18 protein-coding genes are annotated in these 16,143 nt (G+C 35.1%); 12 read left to right on the top strand and 6 right to left on the bottom strand.

What is annotated here, in order from left to right:
- Positions 1-392: 392 nt before the first annotated feature.
- On the bottom strand, positions 393-533 hold the full coding sequence (sspL, locus tag PZE06_RS23685) for a small, acid-soluble spore protein L (RefSeq protein WP_095306475.1): 141 nt from the start codon (positions 531-533) through the stop codon (positions 393-395).
- Positions 534-634: 101 nt separating this feature from the next.
- Between sspL and PZE06_RS23680 the strand changes: the two genes are divergently transcribed.
- Entirely contained in the window at positions 635-1,126 is a 492-nt protein-coding gene (locus PZE06_RS23680; RefSeq protein WP_151026082.1) for a divergent PAP2 family protein, read from the top strand.
- Between the two features lie 36 nt (positions 1,127-1,162).
- Positions 1,163-1,447 carry a DUF6123 family protein gene (locus tag PZE06_RS23675; RefSeq protein ID WP_225310804.1) on the top strand — a complete coding sequence of 95 codons (285 nt, stop codon included), beginning with the start codon at positions 1,163-1,165 and terminating at the stop codon, positions 1,445-1,447.
- 151 nt (positions 1,448-1,598) lie between these two features.
- Here PZE06_RS23675 and PZE06_RS23670 read toward each other — a convergent pair whose 3' ends face one another.
- The 3 genes from PZE06_RS23670 to PZE06_RS23660 all read right to left on the bottom strand — a co-directional run bounded on the left by PZE06_RS23670 (position 1,599) and on the right by PZE06_RS23660 (position 3,732).
- The gene (locus PZE06_RS23670) at positions 1,599-2,534 is read right to left on the bottom strand and encodes a DMT family transporter (RefSeq protein WP_151026084.1); all 936 of its coding nucleotides are present in this window, start codon (positions 2,532-2,534) and stop codon (positions 1,599-1,601) included.
- A 1-nt stretch (position 2,535) separates the two neighbouring features.
- Positions 2,536-2,934, bottom strand: a complete 399-nt coding sequence (locus PZE06_RS23665; protein ID WP_151026085.1) for a reverse transcriptase-like protein — start codon at positions 2,932-2,934, stop codon at positions 2,536-2,538.
- A gap of 120 nt (positions 2,935-3,054) precedes the next feature.
- Positions 3,055-3,732: a queuosine precursor transporter gene (locus PZE06_RS23660; protein ID WP_151026086.1), complete on the bottom strand. Its 678-nt coding sequence runs from the start codon at positions 3,730-3,732 to the stop codon at positions 3,055-3,057.
- A 280-nt stretch (positions 3,733-4,012) separates the two neighbouring features.
- Here PZE06_RS23660 and PZE06_RS23655 point away from each other — a divergent pair, with 280 nt between their 5' ends.
- Complete coding sequence (locus tag PZE06_RS23655) at positions 4,013-4,672, top strand: reverse transcriptase-like protein (protein WP_151026087.1); 660 nt, start codon at positions 4,013-4,015, stop codon at positions 4,670-4,672.
- Positions 4,673-4,717: 45 nt separating this feature from the next.
- A complete protein-coding gene (locus PZE06_RS23650) occupies positions 4,718-4,894 on the top strand; it encodes a zinc-finger domain-containing protein (protein ID WP_151026088.1) in 177 nt (58 codons plus the stop codon).
- Positions 4,895-4,966: 72 nt separating this feature from the next.
- Here PZE06_RS23650 and cspD read toward each other — a convergent pair whose 3' ends face one another.
- Positions 4,967-5,167 carry a cold-shock protein CspD gene (gene cspD / locus PZE06_RS23645; RefSeq protein WP_077213723.1) on the bottom strand — a complete coding sequence of 67 codons (201 nt, stop codon included), beginning with the start codon at positions 5,165-5,167 and terminating at the stop codon, positions 4,967-4,969.
- Between the two features lie 313 nt (positions 5,168-5,480).
- Here cspD and PZE06_RS23640 point away from each other — a divergent pair, with 313 nt between their 5' ends.
- The 8 genes from PZE06_RS23640 (at position 5,481) to PZE06_RS23605 (ending at position 15,764) form a co-directional block, all read left to right on the top strand.
- Complete coding sequence (locus PZE06_RS23640; RefSeq protein WP_151026089.1) at positions 5,481-6,458, top strand: HD-GYP domain-containing protein; 978 nt, start codon at positions 5,481-5,483, stop codon at positions 6,456-6,458.
- A gap of 983 nt (positions 6,459-7,441) precedes the next feature.
- Positions 7,442-8,368, top strand: a complete 927-nt coding sequence (locus PZE06_RS23635; protein ID WP_151026090.1) for a metal ABC transporter solute-binding protein, Zn/Mn family — start codon at positions 7,442-7,444, stop codon at positions 8,366-8,368.
- An 11-nt stretch (positions 8,369-8,379) separates the two neighbouring features.
- Positions 8,380-9,129 (top strand): metal ABC transporter ATP-binding protein, encoded by a 750-nt coding sequence (locus PZE06_RS23630; RefSeq protein ID WP_151026091.1) that lies wholly within the window; start codon positions 8,380-8,382, stop codon positions 9,127-9,129.
- A gap of 10 nt (positions 9,130-9,139) precedes the next feature.
- Positions 9,140-10,072, top strand: coding sequence for a metal ABC transporter permease (locus PZE06_RS23625; RefSeq protein WP_151026092.1), 933 nt, complete (start codon positions 9,140-9,142; stop codon positions 10,070-10,072).
- Positions 10,069-10,947, top strand: coding sequence for a metal ABC transporter permease (locus PZE06_RS23620; protein WP_151026093.1), 879 nt, complete (start codon positions 10,069-10,071; stop codon positions 10,945-10,947). Before PZE06_RS23625 ends, PZE06_RS23620 begins: the two co-directional genes overlap by 4 nt.
- Positions 10,948-11,077: 130 nt before the next feature.
- A complete protein-coding gene (locus PZE06_RS23615) occupies positions 11,078-12,082 on the top strand; it encodes a DNA topoisomerase (protein ID WP_151026094.1) in 1,005 nt (334 codons plus the stop codon).
- Positions 12,083-12,532: 450 nt separating this feature from the next.
- Complete coding sequence (locus PZE06_RS23610; RefSeq protein WP_151026095.1) at positions 12,533-14,692, top strand: type IA DNA topoisomerase; 2,160 nt, start codon at positions 12,533-12,535, stop codon at positions 14,690-14,692.
- 136 nt (positions 14,693-14,828) lie between these two features.
- Positions 14,829-15,764: a tyrosine-type recombinase/integrase gene (locus tag PZE06_RS23605; RefSeq protein WP_191963571.1), complete on the top strand. Its 936-nt coding sequence runs from the start codon at positions 14,829-14,831 to the stop codon at positions 15,762-15,764.
- Between the two features lie 240 nt (positions 15,765-16,004).
- Here the strand turns inward: PZE06_RS23605 and PZE06_RS23600 are convergent.
- On the bottom strand, positions 16,005-16,143 hold a 139-nt coding region (locus PZE06_RS23600; RefSeq protein WP_275792069.1), incomplete at its 5' end, for an ATP-binding protein.

Genomic DNA, 16,143 nt, shown 5'->3' with positions numbered 1-16,143 from the left:
TCTCTTTTCAATTTCCCCACCGAAATCACTCCTTTAGCTTTATACTTATGATTCTATCAAATAAAAAACTGTGTGAGTAAGGAATCGTACGCATTCCTCACTTACACAGTTAATATTACACTCCCAACAAATACACTAGCAAAAATGGTGTGCAACGCATTTTTTTGTTTATCTGTTAATATTTTAGAAAATATACGGTAAAGATAAGTTTTATAGAACATTGCTGAACATGATTAGAAGTGCACCTCAAAATATTAAGGGAGAGGTGCACTTTTTTATTATTGTTAAAGTAATTAAAGGTACTATCGTTCTGCATAATCCTTTTATCTCAAGTAAGGCAAAGCTAACCTATTACAGGAACAATTGGAACTTTACCGAAAATATCTTCTTTTTTATATCTTTGTATTGCTTTTTTTGGCTCGATTTTCGAGCTCGCTTTTTGGGTTTTCTGTCAACTCAGCATCCTGTCCGTACCCTTGAGGGGTGAGGCCACCTGCTTTTTTTCCACGATTTCTTTGATCATGCTTTGCCATGCGAACACCTCCCTCAATTTTTAGTATTTGCATTACTCTTTAAGCTCATACAGTGAATAGTTTCCCTTCTTCATCATCACACTAGACTTAGAGGTGAGATGATGAATAAAGGTGTATATGTGGCCTTATTAAGTATTGGGCTTGCTCAAGGTTTAAAGATCCCCATACATTATGTGAAGGAGAGAGAATGGCGTCCTGAGCTCTTTTTTCAAACTGGTGGAATGCCAAGTTCTCATTCTGCAGGAGTGTCTTCCTTGACAACGTATATTGCTTTGCAAAGAGGTTTCCCTACAATTGATTTTGCCCTCTCCCTTGTTTATGGTTTGATTGTGATGTACGATGCTCAAGGGATTAGGCGTCAAACTGGTGAGCTAACGTTGAAGGTAAATGATTTAGGTGAGCTGATGGAAAAAGTCCATCATGATGAGACGGTTAAATTTGAACAAAAGACTCCGAAAAGATTAAAAGAAATGCTAGGGCATCAACCTGAAGAAGTAATAGGGGGTGCGTTGTTAGGTATTTTTACAGGCGTGATAGGACATTTAGTGACAAAAAAGAATAGAAAATTGTCGAAAATTAAGATAAAATTTTAGATGAAATCATTCTCGCTTAGAAAAAGAGAGTTTAAAGTGGAGAGGAAAGTGGTTGTGGGCTTAGAAGATTATTTACAGTTGTTAAGTAGTAAAGGTTTTCAATTTGGTGAAGATGCAATCGGCTTTATTTATTTTGGGAAGCAGTATACCAATGCGTCTGATGAACTTGCTCGAACAGCGCTAGAGTTAACATTAAAAGCTCAAAAAACATTTGATGGTAGCTTCTATATATCATTATTGGAGCTATTAATGTCAAATCAAATTACATCGAGAAACGAAGCAATAAAGTTTATTAAAGAACATAATATATTAGCTGTTTAAGGCACGCTCTCGTGGGCGTGTCTTGAATATTGGATGATTACTCGGTCTAGATGAAACGAAGGAAGAAATAAATTGTCTTCAAGCGTTTCATCTAGTCTAGCAGATGCCAATGAAAGACTTAATGTGAAATCGTAAGAAAATAAGCGAGCGTTTATATAGAAGGTGTTTTCTCATTATTTCTTCTTTCCTTTAAGGAAAGTTTGGCAGAAGGAAGTTCGGCGAATATCATTCCAGTCAAAATAAGGAAACAACCGATGATGGCACTTAATGATAATCGATCATTCGCCCAAATATAACCAGTAATGGCGGCGAAGACAGGTTCCATGGCAAAAATAAGGGCAACTCTGGTTGGGGTTGTGAACTTTTGGAAATTTGTTTGTGCTAAAAAAGCAAGAGCTGTTGCAAATACCGAAGTGATCAGCAGTGCAATCAGAACTTCTTGATTAAGGATAACCGCAGGTTGAAACACCAAATGCCAATCTTCAAACAATAAAGAATAGATGATGGAAAGAATGGCTACAGTTGAAATTTGGATAATTGTAAGTAGTAGTGCTGGATACTTGCTACTATACTTCCCTGTAAAAACAATATGTAAAGCAAAGCCAATGGCGCAAATCAATACAAGTGCATCCCCTCTATTTAAGGCGGAAATATCGGTCATCGTTAGTAAATAAAGCCCGACTGTTGCCACTGACACACCGAGAATCGCGTTTTTGCTTGGATATAGCTTCAATAAAAAAAAGGAGAATAGCGGCACAAGGACTACGCTAAGGCCAGTAATAAAGCCAGCCTTGGAAGAACTTGTGTATAAAAGACCAATCGTTTGTGTTGCATATCCTAAAAAAAGCCATGCACCAATGAAAACTCCTGATAATAATAGTTTTTTATCCACCACAACAAGTTGTTTTCTTTCAAAGAGCAGAAGCCAAAATGCTAATATGCAAGCGGCAATAAAAAAGCGAATTCCGTTGAAAGCGATTGGTGGAAGTACATTTATTGCATTTTGAACAATGACAAAGGTCGCACCCCAAACAAGTGCAACCAATAATAAAGAAATATCAGCAAAAATCGTTTTCTTATTCAACATTCTACCTCTTCTCTGTATTTTTCCGAATCGCTTCCCGTGCCAACTGATCCGCTTTTTTATTTTCTGAATTAGGGATCCATTTAATAAAAAACAAATCAAGTTTGTTGATCAGCTGAAGCGCTTCTTCACAATATGGTACAAACGTTTTATTCTTCACGAACTCCTTCTCGATTGCCCGACTCACTAACTGTGAATCAGTGCGGAAGGAAACGATATGATAGCCATTTTCTATGCAGATGTAGAGCGCCTTGATAAGTGCTTGAAATTCTGCCTCATGATTGCTCATATTTCCTAATGGGATGGAATAATGATCCATTTTTCCATCCTTTTTGATAAAAATCCCTGCTCCGCTTGGACCAGGATTGCCGGCACTTGCCCCATCTATGTAAACTTCAATCAAGTTGAAACCTCCTTGAAGTTAAATAATACCTCATAATGAATTATTATACATAGTTTATTGAGAAAAAAACACCTAAAAGGTACAATAATACCTGCTAGGTGTTAATATTTTAAGACTGATTTATCCTTTGTCCGGGAACCGTTTTGCTATATAACCAAATGGAGTATCTAATATTGAGATAAGAAATTTCAATAAATAAGTGGTAAGGAAAATTTGCCACCATTCATGAAGTGGATATACTCCTAAGAAAGCGATACTTGTAAAGACAGCCGTATCTAATAACTGACTAATCATTGTGCTTCCGTTATTGCGAATCCAAAATTGCTGATCACGTGGAAATTTTTTTCTTAAAAAGGTAAAGATATAAACATCCGCAAATTGACTAATTAAGTAAGCGCACAAGCTTCCTAATGCAATTCGAGGTAAGATCCCGAATATCGTTTCTAGAGACTCATGGGCAAAGTCAATTTCATGAGGTTGAAATAATAAAACCATTTGCATAATAAAAGTCATTGCAACTAATGTGAAAAATCCAAGCCACACCGCTTTTTTAGCTTCACTCTTCCCGTACTTTTCATTTAAAATATCGGTAACAAGAAAGGCCGTTCCGTACATGGTATTACCAAGTGTTGCAGTTAAACCAAAAATTTCAATCGTCTTGACAACTTGAAGATTGGCAAGCACGGTGGAAAAACCGATCCAAACAAATAGACCTGTTTTTCCGAAGAGACGATAAAAAGCTAATACGAAAACAAAGTTGATTAGCACAAAAATAAGACCAAACCATTCATTAAACATAAAAACTTCCTCCTAGTTTTGATAATGCGGGAGTTCACGAACCGCATGGGGTTATTCAATTGTCCTTGCCTATTATAACGATTTTTCAGCAGGGTGAAAACAAGAATGTTTTTTTATTTATAGTCTTTGTTAAGGTTTCTTGTTGCTAAAGCGTTTTTTCCTTTGAAACCTTGATTTGGCGTACTTTTTACTAAACTGAAAAGTTCTCGAGAAAACGTGGAAAATAACAACACCAATCTATAACAAAGCTAATTTTGAGTGGTTAAGAAAGGTTGATTAGATGAATTATAAAATTGAAATGATATATAAGGTAAAAGGAAATAAGCCGGTGGAGTTTTCCTCGGAGTGGATGGATGCAGACACTGCCATTCGTATCGGTGAGGACTTAGAAAAAACGGGCAAGGTTTCACAGTTTTTGTTTCTCGATGAAATGAATCATTCTTGGTCCATGAAGGAAATGCGGAAGCTGACAGCAGAAATTGAAGAGGAACCCCACGAACTTACGTTATATTTTGATGGCGGTTTTAATAAAAATACATATGAGGCCGGCATTGCAGCGATTATTTATTATAAAAAAGGGAAGAAAAAATATCGATTGCGAGCGAATCAACATATTGAACAGATGGAGACAAATAATGAATCTGAATATGCTGCTTTGTTTTTTGCTTTAGATTTACTTGAGGATTTAGGTGCTCATCATTTACCCTGTGAAATTAAAGGTGATTCTCAAGGAGTTATAAAGCAATTAGAGGGCGAATGGCCGTGCTTTGAGGAAAATTTAAATAAATGGCTCGATCGCATTGAGCAGAAGCTTGAACGACTTGGTATCAAACCGAAATACGAGTTGCTTCCTAGAAAGGAAAATAAAGAAGCTGATAAACTTGCAACACAAGCATTGGAAGGGAAAATTATTCATAGTACAATGGAGCTTAACGAGTAAAACTAGACTTCAACTGATTCAAAATCAATTAGAGGAGTTGATAGCTTGAAGCGAAAAGACGTCTTATTAGAAGTTGAAGAGCTGCTAAACAGTTATTGTAAGGACTGTTTTTTACATAAATACCATAAAAAAGAAATAGGCAGAACGTATGCACACCGATTTTGCATCACTCAGTGTACAGTTGGAGAAAAAATAAAAGCTGTTGGAAAACAGTTAGAATAAATGGCAGCAGCGGCAGAAACATAACGAAAGGCTGGTGAATTTCACCAGCCCTTATGCTTATAATTTATTGGATTAGAGCTTAACTACGTTAGAAGCTTGTGGTCCACGGTTTCCTTCAACGATTTCGAAAGAAACTTCTTGACCTTCCTCTAGAGATTTAAAGCCTTCACCTTGAATAGCTGTGAAGTGTACGAAAACATCATCTCCGCCTTCAACTTCAATGAATCCAAAGCCTTTTTCATTGTTGAACCATTTTACTTTACCATTTTGCATAAAAAAAATTCCTCCTAAGCCTTTAAAGACACAAAAAGTGCCAAGTAATATTACCATTAAACGATTTATACTAAGCCAATCGTTACCAAAGGCGGAAATAAATACTGTTTAATGATGTCTATAATATACATGATTGAATCCCAGTCGTCAAGCAATGAAAGCCTTTTTATAAGATGTAGACTAAAAATTCAGACAAAGGATTTTTTTGAAATTTGCTCTGATTCTTCTTTCATATATTTCCACTTTTTGTTATGATTTTCATAGATTTTCATAAAGACTTTTGTTGCGAATAACTGGAAAAGTAGGTGAAGGGATGAAGAAAGATCAACCTTTTTCTAGGCAAAAAACACCTATGACCACTTCCGAAAAAGATTCGTTGATATGGAATACAGAATATCAACAGGAGACGAAGCAAATAAAACAAGATCCGGCTATGTTAACTGAAATAGCCGAGAGAATTACTTCTGCATCAAAAGAAATGGAGATTTTTTTTAAGCAGGTAAGAGGAGGCGGGGACATTCCTTTGGTGGTGATAGAGGAAAAAATTATCCCTATCATTAAACAAGCTGTTGAAATACCCCTTATTTATCACCTTTTTTATGAATTAACTGAAAAAGAACAATATACATACAGACATCCGATTAGTGTAGGCATTATTGCAACATTAATTGGCAAATGGCTGAAAGTAAAAGATGAAGATTTAGAGGAGTTAATCCTTGGCGCTCTTTTACATGACATTGGAAAGGCTTTAGTACCGGCGAATATTTTAAATAAAGCTGGAAAGTTAACACGAGAAGAATATGAAATCATGTGTAACCATACTGTTTATGGCTATAATCTTCTTAAAAACACGAACGGGATTAGTGATAATGTGGCACTAATAGCGTTACAGCATCATGAACGTGAAGATGGTAATGGTTATCCGATTGGACTTAAGGGACCGCAAATAAGCTATTTAGCAAAAATAGTTGCGATTGCTGATGTATTTCATGCAATGTCATCTCCGAAGGTATATCATGAAGCACTCCCGTTTTATGGGATTATCAAGCAAATGGAAGAGGATGCATTTGGAAAATTAGATCCGACGATTGTTTTAACTTTTTTAAACAAAATGATGAATAGTCTTGTGGGTAAAAAGGTTCTGCTTTCAGATGGTAGCATCGGAACAATTGTCCTTATTAATCCTTATGATCCGATTCGTTGCCTTGTGCAAACAGAATATCATCTGGTCGATTTAAAATATAATCATCAATTAATAATTGAAAGAATATTAGAGGATACAACAAAATAAGTAAAACTCCAAGCTTAAAAAGAAGGTGTTCAAAAAGTCAGTGAAAGCTGACTTTTGGACGTTTTTATTAAGGCTTTTTTTAGACTAGCTCTTCAGACTGGAGACAAACTCGATGAAATCAAGTTTGCTCCAGTCTTTTTTGTTTAAATTTTCTTTGAGAATAATGTAGCGCTGATAGCAAATGATGATGTGAAATTTTATTACAGAAAGAGATACATTAGAAATGATATCAATAGACTAGTTCGTTTCTCAAGGTCATTTGATATGCAAGCTCGAATCCGGTCAAAGGTGTATTCTTATAGAACGAGAGAAACGAGAAAGATTTCAATCCGAATGAGGTCTGCTAGAGTTCAATCGGATTAATAGCATCAATAAAACAAAGTGCGGAACCAATGGCATTACTTTTTTTCCTGACAAGACAGAGGACTGCAGCTCTAGAAATTCTGCAGACAAAGAGTGCAGAAAGTTTTTACAGCGGCCTCGCGTCTCACTACCAGCTCCTGGAAAGCAAGCGCCCGAGGCGGTAATCAACGTATATTAAATCGCAATACCATTCAAAAATGTAAAAGACACCGGAGAGGTAGTGTTCTCGATGTCTTTGTCGACAACTTGAAGCAAGTGAAGTTTAATCTTCATTTACTTTTTTGATTAGAATTTACAAAAAACATATTACTGAGGAAGTCGTAGGAAAATTCATATGAGTCAATTAAGTGAGCAAACAATGCTCTCAACAAGTCGGTTAAGAAAGTGAATTTAGTCTGTGAATCTTATTAAGAAAGCTTATTTTTACGCTACAGCATGTAAACGAAGCAAAAAATTGCGTGTTTTGGGTTGACAATTTTTTTATTGCGCTTAAAATGTTGCATATAGGAAACTTTTATAACTAAACCTAAAAAACATGTCCTAGGTTTAAAAAAGTGAGGTAGGTTAATAAAAATGGGTAAGGACATACTGACTTAACTTAAGAAGGGATGGTTGAGGAAATGCAAAAGATCATGAAGCTGTTTATGTTATTTTCACTCGTTTTACTTGGAGCTTGTTCAAATGAAAGCAATGGTGTGGAAAAATCCGATGGGAAAATAATGGTAACAACAACGATTGGGCAAATCGCTGACGGGGTAAGAAATATAGGGGGGAACAAAGTAGAAGTTATTAGCCTTATGGGACCGGGAACAGATCCCCATCTATATAAGGCTACACAAGGCGATATAGACAAGCTCGAGAAGGCAGATATTATTTTTTACAATGGACTACATTTAGAAGGTAAAATTCTCGATGTTTTAAAGAAGATAAACGATAAGAAACCAACTTACGCAATTGGAGAAGTGATTTCTGAAGGAAACTTACTTGAAGATAGCGAGGATAGCAGTGCAATCGATCCACATATATGGTTTGACATCTCCTTATGGCAGCAAGCTCTTGAAAAAGTAAGGGACGGCTTAATTGAAATCGATCCAGACAATAAAGAATATTACACCAAGAATGCAGAAGATTATTTTTTAGAATTGGACCGTTTACAAGAGTATGCGGAAGAGGAATTGGCAAAAATCCCATCTGAGCAAAGAGTGTTGGTTACAGCTCATGACGCATTTGGATATTTTGGCGCTGCATATAACATGGAAGTAATGGGCTTACAAGGCCTTAGCACTGAATCTGAATATGGTTTAGGTGATGTGCAAGAATTAGTAGATTTATTGGTTGAGAGAAACATTAAAGCAGTCTTTATTGAGTCAAGTATATCTGAGCGTTCCATTAATGCTGTAATCGAAGGGGCAAAACAGAAAGGACATGAAGTGACAATTGGAGGAGAGCTATTTTCCGATGCCATGGGTGAGGAAGGAACGGAAGAAGGGACATATATTGGGATGTATCGACACAATGTCAAAACAATCACAGAGTCATTACAGTAGGGGTGATGGAAATGAATCCAGTTGAAGTCCATAATTTAACAGTTGCTTATCAAAAAAAACCAGTTCTAAAAGATGTGAGTTTTACTGTGCCAGAAGGAAAACTGATTGGGATTATTGGTCCAAACGGCGCAGGTAAGTCAACGCTAATAAAGGCTGTATTAGGTTTGATCCCGAAGGCAACAGGCGAAGTAAAGGTTTACGATAAACTGTATCGTGCCAAAGATCGAGTTGTTGGTTATGTTCCTCAAAGAGGTTCGGTCGATTGGGATTTTCCAACTAATGCTCTTGATGTCGTTTTGATGGGACGATATGGACATATTGGCTGGTTTAAAAGACCTGGAAAAAAAGATAAAGAATTGGCATTAAATTGTTTAGAAAAAGTTGGTATGCAAGAGTATGCAACTCGGCAGATTAGCCAATTATCAGGTGGACAGCAGCAACGGGTTTTTCTCGCTAGGGCATTAGCACAAGACGCAAAGGTTTATTTTATGGATGAACCATTTGTCGGCGTTGATGCGGCAACAGAGAGGGCAATTATAGAGTTATTAAATGAACTGAAACAACAAGGGAAAACAGTTCTTGTAGTCCACCATGATTTACAAACGGTTAAGGATTATTTTGACCACGTCATATTGCTCAATATAAATGTTATAGCCGAAGGACCAACAGAAGATACTTTTACTTTAAAAAATTTGCATCAAACTTATGGTGGAACATTAGCCTTCTTAGAAAAAGGTGATATTTTAGTAGGTCAGAAATGAGGTGGCGAAGATGGATGACGTGATTAAAATTAGTCTAGCAGATGCCAATACACAATGGGTTCTCCTCGGGACTATTCTTTTAGGAATTTCAAGCGGTGTCCTTGGAAGCATTGCCTTATTAAGAAAACAAAGCCTAATCGGGGATGCTGTCGCACATGCTTCGCTTCCTGGAATATGCGTTACTTTTCTTCTTTTGGGCGAGAAGTCATTATTTCCGTTATTAATTGGGGCTGCGATTTCTGGACTGATAGCAACTTTTTGTATTCAAGCGATTTCATCGTATTCGATAATAAAGGAAGATACAGCGATAGGATTAGTATTATCCGTTTTCTTTGGGCTAGGAATTGTCCTTTTAACGAAGGTTTCGCAATCAAGTGTAGGCAATAAAAGCGGTTTAAATGATTTTATCTTTGGGCAGGCAGCAGCTCTTGTTGGCAGTGATGTAAAACTTATGGCAGGGGCGGCTGCGCTCCTTACCGTTATTACATGGTTACTTTTCAAAGAATTAAAGGTGCTGACCTTTGATCCGGAATTTGCCAAAGGTTTAGGTTTGCCAACAAAGCTATTAAATTTTGTTTTTTTAACATTGCTTGTTTCGGCAATTGTTGTTGGGATTCAAGCAGTTGGCGTTATTTTAATGGCTGCTATGTTGATCACTCCAGCGATTTCTGCTCGGTATTGGACTGATTCTTTAGCTCGGATGATAGTACTTTCAGGAATTTTTGGTGCGATTTCAGGAGTATTCGGAACGATATTCAGTACTTTTGGCACGGGGTTGGCAACAGGTCCGTTTATTGTTGTTACAGCAACGTTCATATTTTTTATTTCTTTGCTATTTGCACCTGAGAGAGGGCTTCTTACAAAGTGGATAAAGAGACTTCGTTTGAATAGACGTCTTCAGCATGAGTTAGTGCTTAGAAAAGAAGGGAAGAGCTATCAATGAGCTATGAAGCTTGGATTTTAATTGTTGGATCGCTTGCGGGCATTTGTTGTGGAATTACAGGTTGCTTCTTAATTTTACGCAGGTTAGCCATGTTGGCAGATGCGATCAGTCATACGGTTTTATTAGGGATGGTCTTAGCTTTTCTTATCAGTCAAAGTCTGAATGGATTTTATATGTTGATTGGTGCAGCTGCAATTGGTGTACTGACAGCGGTATTTGTACAACTTTTACACAGTTCAGGGATACAAGAAGATGCATCAATTGGAGTTGTCTTTACATTTCTGTTTGCAGTAGGTGTTATTTTGTTAAGTTTATATGCGGATCATGTCCATTTAGACGTTGACCATGCATTGATGGGAGAAATTACCTTTGTTCCTTGGGATCTTGTAAAATGGGGGTTTTTTCCACAATTACCAAAGGCGTTTTTAATGTTAACGACTGTGCTAATTATAAATCTACTTATCATTATCCTATTTTATAAGGAATTAAAAATTACTTCCTTTGATCCGCAAATGGCAGCTGCAATTGGTATTCCTGTTCTGCTCATTCATTATATTTTAATGGGAATGGTTTCAATGACAACAGTAGCTTCTTTCGATAGTGTCGGTGCTATACTTGTGGTAGCAATGCTTATTGCTCCTGGGGCTTCAGCTTATTTGCTCACCGATAAATTAAACATCATGCTCATCATGAGTGCACTTCTTGGTGTTGCGGCTGCGATTATCGGCTATTATTTGGCAAGCTGGCTTGACGTATCTATTTCAGGATCTATGGCAACCGTTAATGGAGTAATTTTTGCGATCTTCTTCTTCTTTGCTCCCCATAAAGGAGTACTGTCAAAAAGATGGTCGCAAAGGAAATTAAAACTAACATAGAGGCCCCACATTTAGATGTGAGGCTTTTTTTCTATTTTTGAAAAAATATTGAAATGTATTTTCGAAGATATCTGAATAGGGTACAATAGGAAAGGCATTTTATTTTATGAAATTGGAAGTGAGTCCCATAATGAAACTCATTATTGCGGAAAAGCCAGACCAAGGTTTAACGTTAGCATCTGTTTATAAAATGAAAAAAAAGCAAGGGTACATCGAAGTTCTCCCAAACGAAGTCTTCCCCAAAGGAGCATATGTCACTTGGGCAATCGGACATATTACACAGCTCATTCCCCCTGAAAAATATGACTCAAACTGGAAAAAATGGTCTCTTCAAACTTTACCGATGCTCCCAGCTCAATTTCAATATGAGGTTTCCAAGGATAAATGGAAACAATACATGATTGTTAAACAGCTTATAGAAGATCCGAATGTGACCGAGATTATTCATGCGGGAGATGCTGGTCGTGAAGGAGAGTTGATTGTTCGCAATATCATCAGGCAAACAAAATGTCGAAAACCGATGAAGAGGCTATGGATCTCCTCCTTAACCCCAAAAGCAATTCAGGAAGGTTTTCAAACATTGCTTTCAGAAAACGATACAAGAAATCTCTATTATGAAGCCTATACGCGTGCATGCGCAGACTGGGTTGTCGGTATGAATGCTTCAAGACTTTACAGCATTCTTCTTAAGGAAAAAGGCTTTTCAGATGTGTTCTCTGTTGGGAGAGTACAAACTCCAACTTTAGCTTTAATTGTAAAAAGGGAGCATGAGATTGATACTTTTGTTTCAGAACCGTTCTGGGAAGTAAATGCTAAATTTGAAATTAGTAAAAAGAAATATGAGGGAAAATGGGAAAAGGACGGTAATACGAGAATTGCTACGAGAGAAATGGCTGAAAAAATCTCTGCTTTCTGTGAAGGAAAAAATGCTCAAGTAGCAGATGTCCAAACAGAAAGAAAGGAATACTTGCCGCCACTTCTTTATAATTTGTCGTCTTTACAAGCAGAGGCTAATAGACGTTTCAAATTTTCGCCGAAGAAAACATTGGATATTTTACAAAAGCTTTATCAGAAGGGCATCGTTTCTTATCCTCGTACATTATATACAAAAATGGATATGGACATAATTAATTGAATATGAAAAAGGCTGAATTATAGCAGTTTGTAGCGTGTCCATATGTTGTGGACATAATGAGGTAATTAGTATTTAAAAGGAGAAAAAATTACAGGTATTTAGATTATTTGGGGCAATTTAAATTTTATACAATAGCTATTCATACATAATAAGAATTAAACTTGTAGTAGACGAATAGCACATCAGCTTTTCCAAAACCTCTATATCAAAACTTCTAAATTTCAATATATTCTTTTTTTATTTGGTTCTTTCACTAAATTCCTTAAAATAATCCTCAGATTGAAAACAGAAAAATTAAAATATTAATTATGAGTTCAAAAATTATAGATTAATAGTTATTATGTTTTAAACGAAATTAAAGTTTTAACTAATTTCCTCATTGTATTTTTAGAACTTGAGTGGATAAACAATTATTCATTATTATTGTTAAGAAGGGAGAATAACATCAAGATGGGCAAAACACTAATACTAACAGAGAAGCCTTCTGTAGCTAAGAATATAGCAGATGCACTTAAAATAAAAAGTAGGCAGGATGGTTATTTTGAGGGCAGCGATTATATTATCACATGGGCTTTTGGTCACCTTTTACAGTTATTTGATGCAAAAGATTATGATGAGAAAATGGCAAAATGGAGAATAGAAAACTTTCCTTTCATTCCAGATAAATTTAGATATAAAGTGAAATCAAATCAAAAAAATCGAGATAAAGAAGATTTAGGTGCAAAAAAACAATTGAATATCATTTATAGTCTAATTAAAAGAAATGATGTTACTAATCTTATATCTGCGTGTGACTATGATAGAGAGGGACAAATTATTGGAGATACGATCTTATATATGATAAAACATGGTAAAAAGGTTTATCGATTACTATTAAATGAGTGGACACCGAATGAAATACTAAAGAGTCTAAAAAATATAATATCCAACGATGAGATGATGCCTTTAAGAGATGCAGGTATAGGTAGACAATGGGCGGACTGGACAATAGGAATTAATCTTACTTCTATGGCAACATTAAAATATCAAAAGGGTAAAGGACAAGCGCTTAATATTGGAAGGGTTTTGCTACCAACTTTAAAAATTATTTATGACAGAGATAAAGAAATAGAAAATTTCGTTCCAGAAGATTATTTTAAACTAAAAGCATTATTTGCAACCCGATCAGGTAGTGAATATGAAGGGATTTATTATCTTAACAATGAGGATAAATTTAAAGATAAACAAGTTCTAATGGATATTCATTCCCTTTTGTCTGGAAAAGAGGGCGCCGTATCCGAAAAAAATGTTGAGAAAAAAATTGAATATCCCCCTTATTTATTTAATTTATCCAATCTTCAAGGGTTTATTACGAACAAATATCAGGGCTGGACTTCGGACAAAGTTTTGCGGATTTCACAATCATTGTATGAGAAAAAACTAATCACCTATCCCCGGACTTCTAGCAATTTTTTGGATGAGAGTCTTGTTGAACGGGCAGAAAATGTTTTAAATGCTCTAAAAAAAGGACTGCCTTATGAAAGTGAACTAAGATTTACAAGAACAAAAAGGGTGTTTAATAATAAGAAGGTTGAAAGTCACAGTGCCATTATTCCAACGTATTTAATCCCTAAAGCATTGACTAACGATGAAATGATTGTATATAGTGCTGTGAAAAATAGGTTCTTAATGCAATTTATGCCTATAGCGGAATATGAAGAGACTACTCTAAAAACAACTATAAATAATGTAGAGGGAGAATTTTTATCTAAAGGGAAGGTTCAATTAGTTGAAGGATGGAAAAAGGTTGAGAAAATCGAATCGAAGGATACTATTCTACCTTTAGTTAATATAAATGAGGTCGTAAGTATTGAAGACCACAAATTGACTTCTCATGTAACGAAACCACCAAAATACCATACTGAAAAAACATTATTAAGAGTAATGGAAACATGCGGCAAGGGTAAAGACAAAGAGGATGAAGACAGTGAAGAAATGATGGCTGCTATTTTAAGTGGTTATAGCATTGGTACTCCAGCTACAAGAGCTGAAACAATAAAAAAACTAAAAGATGTCGGTTATATTGCTACTCAAAATAAAAATTTAATTTGTACGGATCTGGGAAGAAAGTTAGTTGAAACATTTCCAGTAAAGGATTTATTTGATTTAGAATTTACTGGTAGATTGGAAAAAACATTGTCTGATATTGAAAAACAAAAATTTACAAAAGAAAGTTTCTTAAACTTAATTTTCGATTTTACAACAGAGGCTGTTAATACAATAAAAAATGAAAATGATATCATTATTAACGAAGTATCAAACGAAAAGAGGTCAATTGAGGTTCTTGGTAAATGTCCTCTTTGCGGGCATGGAATTATTGAAGGACAAAAAGGGTTTGGTTGTAGCAACTGGAAAAATGGGTGTAAATTTGTCATTTGGAAAAATGATAAATATTTAGCATCAATGAGAAAGAAGCCCACAAAAACAATGGTTAAAAACCTTTTAAAAAATGGAGTCGTTTTGGTTAAAGGACTAACGAGTAAAAAAGGTAATAAGTTTGATGCTAATTTACGTTATGAGAAAAATTCTGATAACGAATATTTTAGTTGGAAGATGGAGTTCAATAAATAGTATTAGTATAGATAGAGAGATGGGTTAGTAAAGAAACCCATCTTTTTATTTTTTAAACTTAATAAAAATTATGTATACAAGTTATGTAGAATTTTATAGAATTAAGGTAAATAAAAGAAATGGAGTAGGCGCACACATGATCGAAAAATTTATCAATGAATTAGAAAGACAAGGTCTGTCAAAAAATACGATTAAGAGCTATGAATTTGACATTGCTCAGTTTTGCGATTGGTTAAAAAGTAAGGAACTGGACCCCAAAATAACAGAAGAAGTGCTAACTGAATACACAATATTTTTATATTCCAAATATAGTGAAAATACTGTTTTGAGGAAAATTAAGAGTGTCACTCGGTATAACAAATATTTGTATCATATTGAAGAATCTCCATTAGTAATTGAGCCAAATGAAATAATCAAAATTAAAACAAACAACAGGACAATGAGAATGATGAGTATTAATGAATTTGATAGACTACGGCAAACAATATTAGAAGGTCAAAATAAGAGGGATATTCTTATATTTCACTTATTATTCGGAACTTGTTGCAGAATTTCTGAACTTATTAATATTGAACTGGATGATATAAAAATTACTGATCCATCACAAGGTTATATACAATTTAAAATTTTAAAAAGTGGAAAATTCCCCATTCCTATAAGAAAAATTAGCATAACTGAACCTCTTATTAAAATGATAAAAGATTACTTAGAATTTAGACCCATTTATCAAAGTAAGAAACTATTAATTGGACAAAAAGGCCCAATGACAAGGGATGCAATTAACAAAATGTTTCGGAAATACAGTTCGATAGCTAATATTAATTATACGGTTTCACCTCAAATGTTAAGACGTATGGGGATTTTTAACTTGTTAGTATTAGCACAAAATGAACCATTTGAAATATCTTGTATATCTAAAATTGCTAGATATACAACTGAATCATATACAGAAAAAATTTACGAGTTTTTATGTTCTAATTTAAAAGGGAACTTAGAACTTCAATCCTTTGAAACCAGATATATTAATTTAGGGTGGGGGAACGGTGGGGAGAAACCAAAGAAAGATTGTTAGTATAAAACCTAATGTGAAATTTGTTGTACGTGCAATAATGGCCCAATATGCAGAAACTTCAACAGGTGAGCCAATAGAAAAACAATATGCGTGTATAAAAATTAAAAATGAAGACACAAACGTTGAAGTAATTCATCCTCTTTCAACAGAATTTATATTAGATAATTGGAAAAACGCCCAGTACAATACTATGAAATGTAGACGTCAAGTCGAATTTTACACTTTTTGCTCGTTTCCTTTTTACACTTCTGTTGAAAAAATACTTTTCCTGTTTTTCATCCGATGACTTTCCTCATCCTCTCCACCATGTATGACTTCCACACGATGAAGTAAACGATCTAAAATCGCTGTCGTAATGCCTTGATCTCCAATTAAATTT

The organism is Robertmurraya sp. DFI.2.37, from assembly GCF_029211245.1.
GTDB classification, from domain to species: domain Bacteria; phylum Bacillota; class Bacilli; order Bacillales; family Cytobacillaceae; genus Robertmurraya; species Robertmurraya methanolica_A.
The sequence above is the reverse complement of the archived record's forward strand: the minus strand, read 5'-3'. Positions and strand labels throughout refer to the sequence as shown.